Origin of the sequence: Arthrobacter sp. E44 (assembly GCF_041877125.1) — a bacterium.
In the GTDB taxonomy this organism is placed as follows: Bacteria; Actinomycetota; Actinomycetes; order Actinomycetales; family Micrococcaceae; genus Arthrobacter.
Genome location: NZ_JBHDJA010000003.1, coordinates 243,359 through 255,815, shown reverse-complemented (window position 1 = coordinate 255,815; position 12,457 = coordinate 243,359). Strand labels below are relative to the sequence as shown.

At 67.3% G+C, this 12,457-nt stretch carries 14 protein-coding genes; 5 read left to right on the top strand and 9 right to left on the bottom strand.

The window, feature by feature from the left end; genetic code table 11:
• Nucleotides 1–20 precede the first annotated feature (20 nt).
• A complete protein-coding gene (locus tag ACETK3_RS05005; RefSeq protein ID WP_236820283.1) occupies nt 21–779 on the top strand; it encodes an SGNH/GDSL hydrolase family protein in 759 nt (252 codons plus the stop codon).
• Nucleotides 780–905: 126 nt separating this feature from the next.
• On the opposite strand, the gene ACETK3_RS05000 is transcribed toward ACETK3_RS05005, so the two are convergent.
• Genes ACETK3_RS05000 through ACETK3_RS04975 form a run of 6 tightly spaced genes read right to left on the bottom strand, consistent with a single transcriptional unit; the run spans nt 906 to nt 6,117 of the window.
• On the bottom strand, nt 906–1,769 hold the full coding sequence (locus tag ACETK3_RS05000; protein WP_236799309.1) for a prenyltransferase: 864 nt from the start codon (nt 1,767–1,769) through the stop codon (nt 906–908).
• Complete coding sequence (locus tag ACETK3_RS04995; protein WP_373992616.1) at nt 1,766–2,101, bottom strand: lycopene cyclase domain-containing protein; 336 nt, start codon at nt 2,099–2,101, stop codon at nt 1,766–1,768. Before ACETK3_RS04995 ends, ACETK3_RS05000 begins: the two co-directional genes overlap by 4 nt.
• Entirely contained in the window at nt 2,098–2,445 is a 348-nt protein-coding gene (locus ACETK3_RS04990; protein WP_373992615.1) for a lycopene cyclase domain-containing protein, read from the bottom strand. Before ACETK3_RS04990 ends, ACETK3_RS04995 begins: the two co-directional genes overlap by 4 nt.
• Complete coding sequence (gene crtI / locus ACETK3_RS04985) at nt 2,442–4,133, bottom strand: phytoene desaturase family protein (RefSeq protein ID WP_373992614.1); 1,692 nt, start codon at nt 4,131–4,133, stop codon at nt 2,442–2,444. The genes ACETK3_RS04990 and crtI overlap by 4 nt, the downstream gene beginning before the upstream one ends.
• Before the next feature lie 5 nt (nt 4,134–4,138).
• On the bottom strand, nt 4,139–5,053 hold the full coding sequence (locus ACETK3_RS04980; protein ID WP_236799306.1) for a phytoene/squalene synthase family protein: 915 nt from the start codon (nt 5,051–5,053) through the stop codon (nt 4,139–4,141).
• Nucleotides 5,050–6,117: a polyprenyl synthetase family protein gene (locus ACETK3_RS04975; RefSeq protein WP_373992613.1), complete on the bottom strand. Its 1,068-nt coding sequence runs from the start codon at nt 6,115–6,117 to the stop codon at nt 5,050–5,052. Before ACETK3_RS04975 ends, ACETK3_RS04980 begins: the two co-directional genes overlap by 4 nt.
• A 35-nt stretch (nt 6,118–6,152) precedes the next feature.
• Between ACETK3_RS04975 and idi the strand changes: the two genes are divergently transcribed.
• The gene (gene idi / locus ACETK3_RS04970; RefSeq protein WP_236799303.1) at nt 6,153–6,689 is read left to right on the top strand and encodes an isopentenyl-diphosphate Delta-isomerase; all 537 of its coding nucleotides are present in this window, start codon (nt 6,153–6,155) and stop codon (nt 6,687–6,689) included.
• A 10-nt stretch (nt 6,690–6,699) separates the two neighbouring features.
• On the opposite strand, the gene ACETK3_RS04965 is transcribed toward idi, so the two are convergent.
• Nucleotides 6,700–7,461 (bottom strand): glycosyltransferase family 2 protein, encoded by a 762-nt coding sequence (locus tag ACETK3_RS04965; protein WP_373992612.1) that lies wholly within the window; start codon nt 7,459–7,461, stop codon nt 6,700–6,702.
• Nucleotides 7,462–7,672: 211 nt separating this feature from the next.
• Here ACETK3_RS04965 and ACETK3_RS04960 point away from each other — a divergent pair, with 211 nt between their 5' ends.
• A complete protein-coding gene (locus ACETK3_RS04960) occupies nt 7,673–8,605 on the top strand; it encodes a lipid kinase (RefSeq protein WP_373992611.1) in 933 nt (310 codons plus the stop codon).
• A 567-nt stretch (nt 8,606–9,172) separates the two neighbouring features.
• Here ACETK3_RS04960 and ACETK3_RS04955 read toward each other — a convergent pair.
• Complete coding sequence (locus tag ACETK3_RS04955) at nt 9,173–10,180, bottom strand: acetamidase/formamidase family protein (RefSeq protein WP_236799299.1); 1,008 nt, start codon at nt 10,178–10,180, stop codon at nt 9,173–9,175.
• 353 nt (nt 10,181–10,533) lie between these two features.
• A complete protein-coding gene (locus ACETK3_RS04950; RefSeq protein ID WP_236799298.1) occupies nt 10,534–11,241 on the bottom strand; it encodes a hypothetical protein in 708 nt (235 codons plus the stop codon).
• A 171-nt stretch (nt 11,242–11,412) separates the two neighbouring features.
• Here ACETK3_RS04950 and ACETK3_RS04945 point away from each other — a divergent pair, with 171 nt between their 5' ends.
• Nucleotides 11,413–11,757, top strand: a complete 345-nt coding sequence (locus ACETK3_RS04945) for a hypothetical protein (RefSeq protein ID WP_236799297.1) — start codon at nt 11,413–11,415, stop codon at nt 11,755–11,757.
• 110 nt (nt 11,758–11,867) lie between these two features.
• Nucleotides 11,868–12,380 carry a hemerythrin domain-containing protein gene (locus tag ACETK3_RS04940; RefSeq protein ID WP_236799296.1) on the top strand — a complete coding sequence of 171 codons (513 nt, stop codon included), beginning with the start codon at nt 11,868–11,870 and terminating at the stop codon, nt 12,378–12,380.
• The last annotated feature ends 77 nt before the right edge of the window (nt 12,381–12,457 follow it).

Below are 12,457 nucleotides of genomic sequence, written 5' to 3'. Positions count from 1 at the left end.
GGGCAGGCCGTAGGTTCTTTATGGTTGCGGTGCTGGCCGTGCTCATGGTGGCCGCCGCTATCGTCGTCTTTCTGTCCCTGAACCGCGCGGCCCGGGACCCGGCAGCAGGAAACGAAGCGCAGCCCCAGGAGCAGACAGCATCGACGCCGGCGGGGCCGGATGCCGCGATCGCCGCTGCGCCGGACGCGGGGCAAGTAAAGCTGACCTGGCCGCAGGAGCATCCCCTGCGTTTGTTCTTCAGCGGCGACTCACTGACCGCCGGCGAGTTTTCGACCACGGAGGACACCTCGTTCCGGCGGCTGGTCACGGCTGGATTGGGAAAGCGTGGTGCCGTTGAGGAAGTTGGAACGTACAAGTCGGGGTACCGGCTACAGGACGTCGCCTCGGGGTTCGCGGTCCCTCGTGGTGCAGGCCTTGCCGTTGTAGAACTGGGCACCAACGACTTGGTCACGAACACGGACACCGCGGTGTTCGCCCGGCAGTACAAGGATTACCTGAACCGTGTTGCCGCGGCCTCCCCTTACGCCAAGCTCCTGTGCCTGGGCGTGTGGGCGCCGGCAGCTGCTGGCAGAACCGCCGCCCTGGACGCTGCCATCACAGCAGGGTGCCATGCTCATGGCGGCCAGTTCATTTCCCTGAAGGAACTTTTTGGCACGCCGGCCAACAGGGGCCCGGCCGGTGATCCGGTGTGGCTGGGGAGCAGGGACACCTTCCACCCCAACGATGCGGGCCATGCAGCCATCGCCGATGCCGTGCTCCAGCGGATAGCGTCATCCTGATCCCCGCCGTGCTGAAGTGAAGATCGCCGAACTCAGCGGCTTCCCGGACGGCCGGTGGATGGCCTGGCGGCCGGGTGAGGACAGCTTCGAAGACCTTGCGTGACAGCAGCTGGAGGGCTAGGCCCCCTAACGGACCGCGGCGTACCAGATCAGCAGCATGGTCACGAAGAACCCTGTGACGTAGTTCAGCCACAGGAACCGTTCCCACCCGCGGTGGGCCTGCTCCGAGTCCTCGTCCGTGACCGAGGCGAATGGGAGGATGCTCACCGCGTAGGGGAGCGCCAGCAGGGCTGCGAGCGGTCCCGGCCACGGTGTGAACAGCAGCAGCACACCGGCCAGCAGGTAGGCGGCGATTGCGAAGCGCACCGTGGCCTTGGCACCGATCACAGTGGCCACGGATCCGATGCCGCCGGCCCGGTCCGCCACCACGTCCTGCACCGCGCCGAACGCGTGGCTGGCCACGCCCCACAGGAAGAACGCCCCCAGCAGCGCCCACAGCGCCGGCGTGAACTGCGCCTGCGCCAACACCAGCCCGTACACGGCCGGGCTCACGAAGTGCGTGCTGGACGTGGCCGAATCCAGGAACGGCCGCTCCTTGAACCGCAGCCCCGGCGCGCTATAGGCCACCACCGCGAAGATGCTGACCGCCAGCACCAGCCAGGACAGCGGGTTGCCGAGCAGGACCAGCGCCGCCAGGAACGGCACGTTGGTGCCGATCGCCGCCCGGAGCGTGACGGCATGCATGGTCCGGTCCAGCACCGCGCCCTCCACACCGCCCTTGCGCGGGTTCCGGAGGTCCGATTCGTAGTCGAACACGTCATTGATGCCGTACATCGCCAGGTTGTAGGGGATGAGGAAATACAGGGTCCCCACCACCCAGGCCAGGTCGATCTCGCGCGCCGTGAGCAGGTACGCCGCGGCAAACGGGTACGCCGTGTTCACCCAGGACAGCGGGCGGGAGGACAGCAGGAGCATCCGTAAGGTCTTCATGGCCGCCTTCCCGACGTGCCGGCTTTTGAGGTCCGGTCCAGCAGGATCCACAGGCCCGGCAGCAGCAGCACCGCGGCCACCGGGTACGCAAAATCCTCCAGCGGGGCCAGCCCCACCTTCGCCCCGGAAATCATCCCCGGCGCATAGGTGAACAGTCCGAAGGCGATCATCAGGTTGTCGAACACCGCCGTCAGGACCAGGACGACGGCGGCCGCCCAGCCTGCCGCTGCCAGCGCCACTTTCCGCGTCCGGCCCTTGAGCCGGATGGCGGCGGCGGTGCCCACGGCCAGGGCGGCGATGAGGAATACCGCGTTCAGTGCCCAGTAGCTCATGAGCGTTCCTCCACTTTCTCGCCGTGCGCCAGACGTGCCGCGAGGAACCGCCGGAACAGCTGGAACAGGTTCATCACCAGGTAGCAGAGGAACACCAGGAAGATCGGCTCCTCCAGCGGCAGCTCCGGTGCCAGCTCGATCCCGATCGTCTCGTTGTGCCCGCGGAAGAAGATGCCGAGCCCGATCCCGGACAGGTCCCACGCCAGGAAGAACACCAGCCCCGCCGCCAGCACCACGGCCGCGCGCCGGGCGTCCTGCCAGAAGAAGAGCCGCAACCGCTGGTCCAGCAGCACCATGCAGCCCAGCGACACCAAAAGGAACGCCAGGTACGCAACCGCCGTCACGCCGTCGTACCCTTTGAAACTGTTCCCTCTTCAGCAGGTGCCGGTGGCACTGTTCCCTCTTGTGCAGGTGCCGATGGCACTGCTGTGCCTGCCAGACGCAGCGGCGCCGACAGGGGACCGGTGCTGGTGTCGCCGCGGAGCCGCTTGACCACCAGCTCGGCGCTGATCAGGCACATGGGAATGCCGATCCCCGGAATGGTGGACGCCCCCGCGTAGTACAGCCCCTCCACCTTGCGGCTGACGTTGCCGGCCCGGAAGAACGCGCTCTGCTTCAGCGTGTGCGCCGGCCCCAGCGACGTGCCCTTCCACGAGTGGTAGTCGCGCTCAAAATCTGCCGGCCCGTACATCCGCCGCACCACGATGCGCCCGGCCAGGTCCGGGATGCCCGCCCACTCACTGAGCTGCCCGATCACGGCGTCGGCCGCGCGTTCCAGCCGCTCGTCACCGCTGCCGCCCAGCCCCGGATCCGGCGGGATGGGCACCAGCACGAACACGTTCTCGTGCCCGTCCGGCGCCACGTCCGGATCGGTGGCGCTGGGCTTGCATACGTACATCGACGCCGGCTCAGGAATGAACGTGTCCTTACCGAAGATCGCCTTGAAGTTCTCCTCCCAGTTCTTGGTGAAGAGGAGGGTGTGGTGCTGCAGCTGCGGCAGCCCGCCGCGGACGCCCAGGTACAGCAGCAGGGCACTGGGCCCGGCGGTGCCCCGCTGCCAGTACCGCTGCGGGTAGGTCTGGAGGTTCCGGGGGAGCAGCGCGGTTTCGCTGTGATGCAGGTCGGCAGCGGAAATTACGACGTCGGCCGCCAGGGTTTCCTCCGTCCCGTCGCTCTTGCGGAAGCGCACCGCGCGCACGGCCGCCGGACGCCGCCGGGAGATGATGGGCGCCGTTTCGATTTCCAGCACCTCCGTGCTGGTCCTGATGGTCACGCCGGCGTTGCGGGCCTGCTTTTCCAGCGCCTCCACCAGCCGGGCGAAGCCGCCCATGGGGTAGTAGACGCCCACGTCCAGGTCCAGGTGGCTCATGAGGTGGTACATGCTGGGCGCGGTGAACGGCGAGGCGCCCAGGAACACGGCCGGGTATTCCAGGATCTGCTGCAGGCTTGGATTGCTGACGTAGCGGCGGGCGTAGCTGTGCAGCGGCTCCAGCAGAAGGCGTGCCAGCCGGGGGAGCCGGGCCAGGATGTCCGGCACCAGCAGCGGGGCGAAGGACTGGAACGTGGGATACAGGAAGCGGCGCTTGGCCATGGTGTAGGTCTCGGCGGCGGAGTCCAGGTACTTCTCCAGGCGTGCGCCGGCGCCGGGTTCCAGCCGGTCAAACAGCGCCACCACCCGTGCCCGCCCGGCCGGGACGTCCACCGGCTCTGCTGCGCCTTCGGAGATGAGCCGGTAGCCGGGGTCCAGCTTCAGCAGGTCCAGCTGCTCGGCGGCGGAGGTGCCCAGGAGCTGGAAGTAGTGGTCGATGACCTCGGGCATCAGGTACCAGGAGGGCCCGGCGTCGAACCTGAAGCCATCCTCACTGAACGTGTACGCCCGGCCGCCCAGGACGTCCTGCTTCTCCAGGATGGTGACGCGGTGCCCCTCGGTGGCGAGCAGGGCCGCCGTCGCCAGTCCGCTGATGCCGCCGCCGATCACCACCACCGTTTTACCGGGTCCAGCTGTCCGTCCGGACGGAACTGCTTTCTTCACGGCCGTCACTGCGCCGCCACCCGGGCCGGGCGCGCGGCAACTGGTTCCAGGCCGCGCCTTCCGGTGAGCACGGCGGCGGCGATCTTCAGCTTCACGGGGGTGGGCACGCTGATCCTCGCCCGGATCAGGTCCGGTGCAGGGGTGACGCGGATCCGCTCGGCCAGTTCGGCGAAGAGCTCCTGGGCCAGGGCCACGGCCAGGCGGCAGGACGTGGGCAGGCTGCGGAGCACCGCGCGGGATTCCTGCAGGTCGTGGTCAATGTCCGCCAGGAGCCGGATCTTCTGTGCCTCGTCGAAGTTTGCGGGGCTGACGCCGGGGAAGTAGCTGCGGCCCAGGGACGTGAAGTCCTCTGCCAGGTCGCGCAGGAAGTTGATCTTTTGGAAGGCCGCGCCCAGGTGCCGGGCGCCGCGCTCCAGCCGGGCCCGTTCCTCCGCGCTGACCGGTTGCCCGTAGAGAAAGCACCTCAGGCACATCAGGCCCACCACTTCCGCGGACCCGTACACGTACTCGGTGAAGGATGCCGGCGTGTGTTCCGACTGCTCCAGGTCCGCCCGCATCGAGGCGAAGAACGGGCGGGTGAGATCGGTGCCGATGCCGGTTCGGCGGGCGGTGTCCGCGAACGCGTGGATCACCAGGTTGCTGCTGTAGCCGGTGGCCAGGGCGTTCTCGGTTTCCTGCTCGAACGCGTCCAGCTGCCGCCGGCTCTCCTCCGGTGACAGGCCCGCCGCGGAGGTGACGCCGTCGACAATTTCGTCCGCCACCCGCACCAGCGCGTACACGGAATCCACCTGGCGGCGGACGGCGTCGTCAAACAACTTGGAGGCGAGGCCGAAGGAACTCGAATAGGAGCGGAGCACCACGCCGGAGGACTTGAGGGCGGCGGCGGTGTAGTCGGCCAGCGCGTCGCGGTCCCGCTTCATGCGCCCATCCGATCGGTGACCAGGCGGGACAGGGGGGAGAGGCCGTCGCGCAGCTCTTGCGGCACGAACGGCTGCACCAGGACATCCAGCGCCCGCTCGGTGAGGTCTGCGGCGAGTTTCAGGGTCTTGTCCCGTGCCCCGGAGGCCACCAGGAGTTCGCGGATCTCGGCGGCATCCCTGGCCGTGAGGTCCTTGGAGAGCAGCTCTTTGATGCGGGTCCACTGGGGCTGCTGCGCTGCGTAGGAGATCAGGGCCGTGCGCTTGCCCTCGCGCAGGTCGCCCCAGCCGGTCTTGCCGGTCCTCGACTCATCCCCGAACGCGCCCACCAGGTCATCCGCCACCTGGTACGCGGTGCCAATGATGCGGCCGAACTCGCCCAGGGCCTCCACCAGTTCCCGGTCCGCGCCGGCCAGGACGGCCCCGGCGCGCAGCGGCGTGTCGAAGGAGTACACGGCCGTTTTCAGCCTGGACATCTCCAGGACCTGGTCCACGGTCTGTGGCATGGGGTCCAGGGGTGCCAGCACGTCCAGGAGTTCGCCGGCCGCTGAAGCCATGACGGCCTCGTCAAGGAGGTCGCCCAGCCGCTGCCGGATGGCCGGGTCCGCCTCGACTTCGGACAGGAACCGGTATGCGTTGGACAGCGCCAGGTCCCCGGCGATCACCCCGGCGGACAAGCCGGTGTGCTCTGCCCTGTCCGGGCTGCTGCCCTGGTCCGTGGCGAGGCTGCGGTAGGCGCCGGCGAGGTTCGGCATCCCGCGGCGGGTGAAGTCCTGGTCCACCACGTCGTCGTGGATGATCAGGGCAGTGTGCAGCAGCTCGTAGGAAGCGGCCAGCGTGGCTGACGCCGTCCTGTCGCTGCCGCCCAGCAGGGAGTAGGTGGTCATCACCAGCCGGGGACGGAAGCGTTTGCCGCCCACCGTGCAGGCTTCAAGGTGTTCCCACAGGCGTAGGTACTGGGGGTGCAGCGCACCGGCCCTCACCTTGGCCCGGGCAAAGAAGGATTGCAGAACGTCATTGACCAAGCGGCCGTCATCGGTGTGCGCCAGCGTGGTCCCCGTATCCATAGGTAAAGTAAACACGGGCACCCATGGGAGGGCAATTGAACGGGAAGACAGAGCAGGTGGTCCTGGCCGCCGACGACGGAACACCCGTTGGCGTCGAGGACAAGGCCACCGTGCACACCTCCGCCACGCCCCTGCACCTGGCCTTCTCCGCCCACGTGTATGATTCCGACGGCCGCATTCTCCTCACCCGCCGCGCCCTGGCCAAGCTGACCTGGCCCGGCGTCTGGACCAATTCCTTCTGCGGACACCCCGCGCCGGGAGAGGACCTCGAGGACGCCGTGCGGCGCCGGGGCGAGTATGAGCTGGGCCTCCGCCTCTCGGACATTGAACTGCGGGTTCCGGACTTCCGATACCGAGCGGTGGATGCCTCCGGCGTGGTGGAAAACGAGATCTGCCCGGTCTTCACGGCGCACGCCGCGTCCCCGATGGATCCCCGGGCCGACGAGGTCATGGAGTGGCAGTGGACCGACCCCGCCCTGATCACCGCCGCGGTGGCCGCGACCCCCTGGGCCTTCAGCCCTTGGCTGACCCTCCAGCTGCCGCTGCTCTACCCGGAGCGGTTCGGCGCTTAGGTTCCTTGTGTCACCGTTGTGGTGACGGACGACGGCGGCGCTCGCCGCGGGCTTTCAGCGTCACCTTCCAGCGCTCCCAGGGAGGCAGCTGCCGCCAGTGGATTCCCAGGGTGTGGAAGGCGCGCTTGAACCGCAGGCGTGCGTCGGCGCCGCCTGCCAACGCGCGGGCCGAAATGCCAACCTTCAGCGAGGGATCGTAGGCCGTGCGACGGGTGGGGTCCAGCGCAAAGCCGAGGTCGACGTCGTCGTGCACGCCCGTGTCCAGCCGGTTCACCCTGGCGCGGGCCTGCTCCCAGTCCTGTCGGCGGAAGGCGCAGTTGGAGCCGAAAGGCGGCCAGTGCCCCATGGCCGCGCCCATCAGGACGAAGTAGGCCTGGATGTAGGCGACCCCCGCGAGTTTGCCGCGGATCCTGCCCGTGCCGTAGAAGACGCCGGGCCCGGTGAGAAGGGCCAGGTCCGGTTCCTGCTCGAAGCGCCGGCAGATGCGTTCCAGCCAGTCCGGCGGCGGGACGCTGTCCGCGTCGCAGCGGGCGATGACGTCCCCGCGGGCGGCGTCGTAGCCGGCGGAGGCGGCGGCGGCGATCCCCGGCACGTGTTCGTGAAGGACCCGGGCGCCGTACTTTGCTGCGATTTCTCCCGTGTTGTCGCTGGAGGCGTTGTCCACCACGATGATTTCCAGCGGAGCCATGGTCTGGGACTGCAGGGCCTGGAGGCAGCGTTCCAGGAAAGGGCCGTCATCCTTGCACGGGATGACCACGGAGAGGGACGGCATCCCCCGATGCTAGCCTGCTTCGCTGTCCTCCCGCCCGGTCGAGAAGCGCCTCCCGTTTTCGATGCGCATGTCCATCCGCGATGCGGCTCCCCGTTTTCGACTCGCAGACTCGGTTGCGCTCCCCAAATGTGGGTCGCGGGAAGGAACCTGCGCGGCGGAATCTCATTCGCGCGTCGAAATCCGCCTGTCCGGTCCACCTAGGATGGTCCCCATGAAGGCTGCCCGAGACGCGGAGTCCGTTGCCCTGGTGATCAACGCCGGTGCGCGCCTGGCCGCGGCCGGGGCGGAGCCGGTGGTGGAGAAGCTGCGGCAGGCCGGCCTGCCGATCTCCGCCGTGCACCTCGTCCGGTCCGGTGGCGATCTGGCTTCGACACTCGAGGCTGTGTCCTCGAAGGGGCATGACCTGGTGGTCGTCGGCGGCGGCGACGGCACCGTGTCCTTCGCTGCCGGGCGGTTCGCCGGAACTGGAACGGTGCTGGGGGTCCTACCCTTGGGGACAGCCAACGACCTTGCCCGCACCCTCGAAATTCCGGCCAACCTTGAGGCGGCGTGTGCTGCGCTCGCCGACGGGAAAGTGGTGGACATCGACCTGGGGCGGGCCAACGGCGAGCCCTTTCTCAACGTGGCGTCGGTTGGCCTGTCCGTGGGGGTGACCGAAAGCCTGAGCCCGCGGCTGAAGCGGAGGCTGGGGCCGCTGGCCTATGGCGTTGCCGCCATGCGCGCGTATGCCCGGCACAAGCCCTTCCGTGCCCGGCTCGAGTTCCCGGAAGGCGACCACGAACCGCTCGAGCTGGAAAACATGCTGCAGGTGGCGGTGGGCAACGGCCGGCATTACGGAGGCGGCAATGCGGTCTCGCCCACCGCCGGCATCGACGATCACACCCTGGACATCTATGCCATCCCCGGGGCGCCGCTCCGGGAGCACGTGCGGATCGCCCGCTTGCTCAAGGACGGCAGCTTCGTAGAGCGCGACGGCGTGTACCACTTCACCACGACTCGGGTCCGGCTGGTCACGGAGCCGCCAATGCCGGTGAACCTCGACGGCGAGATCGCCACAGTCACGCCCGCGGACTTCACCATCGACCGCAACGCCGTGCATGTCGTGGTGCCGCAATACAGCACCGCGGCGAGACTGGACTCGTAGGGGAGCCCTCCGCCGCCGCTTGCCCTTCCCCGTTTTCGAGGCGCAAGTCGGTCCGCGACACGGTTCCCCGTTTTCGAGGAGCAGATTCCTTTTCGCTCCCCCAATTTGGGCCGCGAAAAGGAATCTGCGAGTCGACATCTCATTCGCGAGTCGAAATCCAAGGTGCGTGCCGTCGTCGTACTTCTTTGAGGGATGTGGGGGCCGACGGCTTTTTTCGGATCGACGCTGATCCGTTGCCTCCGCCGTCGGCCCCTGGCCTGTGTGGAATGGGGGGGTGGTTGCCTGGCGGCGCCGCTTCTTAGCGCCGCCAGGCTCTGAGACCATCGGTTTTATCCGATGCAGGCGCGGGTTGACTGGGCCCAGTTCCCAGGTGCATCGAGGTTGCGTCCCCGTCCTTCACGCACCACTTTGAAGGGAATGCCTCAAGGACCTGTTTGCTTTCGATCAAGATTGCATCAAGGTCGGCGAAATTTCGTGCCGGCAGACGTTGAGGGCGTTCCCAACACAACGGAAGCGCTGCAGATCTGGCAAGAGACCTGCAGCGCTTCCGTTGTTTTGTGCCGTTTTCTACCGTGCGGTGTAGTCCTCGGCTGCCTTGCGCAGGCGGCTGTGGGCGCCGCCATATGCTTGGGCGCCCTGGAGCGTCCACTTGGGCAGCTTGGCCACCATCGTGTAGTTGGGGTCGCAGACGTTGGCCGCCGGGGCCAGGCCCATCTGGCTGACCAGCTGGTAGGAGTCCAGCAGGTCCATTCCAGTCAGGTCCGAGGTCCAGGCGATGAGGTCCTTCTGGCTAATCCGGTACGCATCCTCAAGCGGGCGGGTGGAACCGGTGCTCATGATGAAGTCGTCGTTCTCCAGGCGGGGCCAGGCGGCGGCACCCTCCTTGATCAGGTCCACGGCGATCACCGAGTTCATGGCGGATTCCAGGCCGGTGCCGCAGACTTCGCCCTCGCCCTGGCGGGCGTGGCCGTCCCCGAGGGAGAGCATGGCCCCGGCCACGTTGACCGGCAGGTACAGCGTGGTCCCGGTGCGGGCTTCCGGGGTGTCCATGTTCCCGCCGTGCGTGGACGGCGTCATGACCAGCCGGACTTCGCCGCCGGCAGGGGCCACACCCACGGTGCCGTGCATGGGATCCAGCGGCAACTGAAGCCGGAAGTCGGAGTTCCGCGCCTTGAACGAGGCGGTCCAGTTTTCCAGGTCGATGTCGTAGAACCAGACGCGTTCCTCCAGCGACTCGTTGAGCGTGGCCGTCTCGCGCGTTCCCGTCAGGGCGCCGAACTGCGGAAGCACGCAGGACACCGCGTACTTTCGGGCCGGCACTATGGAGACGAAATGGACGGCCAGCATGTCGCCGGGTTCCGCGCCCGCCACCTCGATGGGCCCCGAGACAGGGTTCATCTCGTTGAAGGGCACCACTTCGCTGGGCAGTTGGTCAGGGGAGGTGACCCGGCCGCCGAAGCAGTCCTCGGTGCTGACCTCCACAATGTCGCCGGGCTTGATGCTGATCATCGGCTCCCGGCCGCCGAACACGTACGAGTATTCGCCTGGCTGGGGCGCGAGCTTGTGGACAACCATCTTTACTGAACCTCCGCTGCTTCAGGTTCCCCTGCCGCCGTCGTAATTGGTACTTCCTTCTTACCCATGCGCCCGGTCTTGAACAGGACGACGGCGACGACGATCCCCACGATAGTATTTTGGGCCCCTCGCGCCGAAAGATCTCGGGAGTTCGGGCAGCACCAGGGCTCTCCTCGACTCGCTTCTCCATCTTCGCGGCGCACCTTCCTTGGCGCACCCCAAATGCGGGCTGCGAAAAGGAATCTGCGCAGCGGAATCGCATTGGCGCGTCGAAAGCGCAGGTGCGGGCCGCCGTCGTACTTTTGTCCTGCCTGTGACCGGGGAATCTGGTGCCGGTTAGTACCTGAAAATGCTTAGGTGTTGGGGGCCGCAGCCTTCTTGGCCAGCGCTTCCGCCATTTTCTGGACCTTGGTGCCGTAGCCGCCGTTGACTGCGGTGTCCTTGATCTTGTTCGCCTGCGCATCCAGATCAGCGGGGGCGGCGTTCTTGAGTGCCGTCAGGTCGGCCTGCAGATTTGCGGGGAGCTTGGCGAACAGTTTCGGGTGGCCGATGAGCTGGTCGGCCACCTGCTGGAGCCCGGCGCCCGGGTTGCCCGAGCTGAACGCGGTGCGCAGCTCCTGGCGAAGCCCGGCCAGGCTGGTGGCGGCCTTCTCCGCCGCGTCGGCGCGCTTCTGGATCTCGGCGCCGTACCCGCCGGACAGGGCAGTGGTCTTGATCTTGTAGGCGTCCTTCACCTTGTCGGCCGCGGGGGCGTCCTTGAGGGTGGTCACGTCCGCCTGAAGGGCGGCGGGGAGCTTTGCGAAAAGCTGGGGGTGGTTCACCAGGGCGGCGGCGGCCTTTGCCGCACGGTCGCCGGCGGACTGCGGGCTGTCCGCCTTCAGGCTGAGGAAGGCCTCCAGGCCACCCGAGCCCTTTGGCATGTGGGCCTTGGCCGCCGCAGCGGGGGAGGCTGTTGACGTGAGGGTTGACGTGGGAGAGGCGGACGCAGCACCGACGCCTGCGGCGGCCATGGCACCCGCGGCGAGGACTGCCGCCGCCCCGACTCCGATGCGGGATTTCATTGACGGAATTGATGGCTTCACCACGTTGTGTCCTTCCGAATTTGCGCATGCGTGCCGAACCAGTGACCGGGCACGGGTTCACTGTAGGAGCCAAGGCTGGGGAAAAGCTGAAAACGCCGTGGTTCTTGTCCGGTCCTTACCTCTGTCTGGGGTGCGGATTATGCTCGGACAATGGCGCATGATTCTCTGGCGAGACCCGTTACCCCCGGCAAACAGGGGCTTTGGCAGCGGCGCATGTGGATGTGGATCGCCGCCGCCGGACTGGACGTGTACATTCTGGGTTTCGTCATCGGGCTGCAGCCGGCGGGTCCTCTCTGCGGCAGCCCGTTGGCCCCGAACAGCCGGGCAGCTGAACTGCTGGACCAGCAGCAGGGCGGCGGCGGGGCGGCAGCTGCCTGCTACCGCAGCATCGATGCCGATTCCGTGCCCGTGTGGATCCTCCTGGCGTTGGGAATCGCTCTTGTTATCGCCGGAGTTGCGGCGCGGATCGTCATCATCCGGCGTTCCGCTGCCTGAGCCGGCCCTTAAACGAGCTGGAGCGGCGCCGCACGTACGCCATGTTGGGGCATCTGCAAGGATGGGCTGGTGGCTCACCCGGGCGCGCTGAACCTGCCGAAAGGTCCACCATGGACATCGTTGAAGTGATTTTGAATGACCACCATGAGCAGCGGCGGCGGTTCGCCCTGCTCGACGAAATGCATGAGTGCGAACCTTCAGACCTGGAACCTGTGTGGAACCAGCTCCGCATCCTGCTGGAAGTACATGCCAAGGCAGAAGAGGAACTGTTCTACCCGGCCTTGATGGAACTGGGGACAGGGGCAGGCGGAAAGGACTCCGCCGGGGACGAAACCACCGACGCGATCCACGACCACAATGAAATCCGGGACGCCATCCGTGATGTCTCCGACCACCGGGCAGGGGCACCGGAGTGGTGGGAGGCGCTGTCAAAGCTCAATGAAGCCAACGGCGACCATATGGCAGAGGAAGAACGCGAAGGCTTGACCGACTTCCGGCAGCACGCTTCCCTGGAACTGCGCCACCGGCTTGGACTGTCATTCAGCATTTTCGAGTCAGCCCACGCCGACGGCATCGAACCCCGGGACCTCGATCCCGACGAGTACGTCCGCGAGCACGAATAGGGCCGGCCGCGTCCGCCCGCAGTCCGGTCAAAACCGGTCACCCCGCAGCTGTTCGGCTGCAGGGTGACCGGTTCCCG